The following is a 304-nucleotide window of genomic DNA, read 5'->3' as shown; positions in this document are numbered from 1 at the left end:
CGCGAATACGATCTGGATATCTACATGATTGTGGCGGTAAGCCACTTCAATATGGGGGCCATGGAAAATAAGGGCCTTAATATCTTTAACACCTCCTGTGTGCTGGCGCATCCCGCTACGACCACCGACGCCGGGTTCCAACGGGTGGAATCTGTAGTGGCCCATGAGTACTTTCATAACTGGTCTGGAAACCGGGTGACCTGCCGTGACTGGTTTCAATTGAGTCTTAAGGAAGGTTTCACGGTATTTCGTGACCAGGAATTCTCGGCGGACATGCATTCCGCCGCAGTGAAACGCGTTGAAG

The 304-nt window shown here is 51.6% G+C and carries 1 protein-coding gene; it reads left to right on the top strand.

What is annotated here, in order from left to right:
• Positions 1 to 30: 30 nt before the first annotated feature.
• Positions 31 to 304 (top strand): M1 family aminopeptidase (locus tag F8C76_RS19780; RefSeq protein WP_283016263.1); only part of this gene is annotated, 274 nt, incomplete at its 3' end.

The sequence above is a fragment of the Flagellimonas olearia genome (assembly GCF_009184425.1).
GTDB lineage: Bacteria > Bacteroidota > Bacteroidia > Flavobacteriales > Flavobacteriaceae > Flagellimonas > Flagellimonas olearia.
The sequence above is the reverse complement of the archived record's forward strand: the minus strand, read 5'-3'. Positions and strand labels throughout refer to the sequence as shown.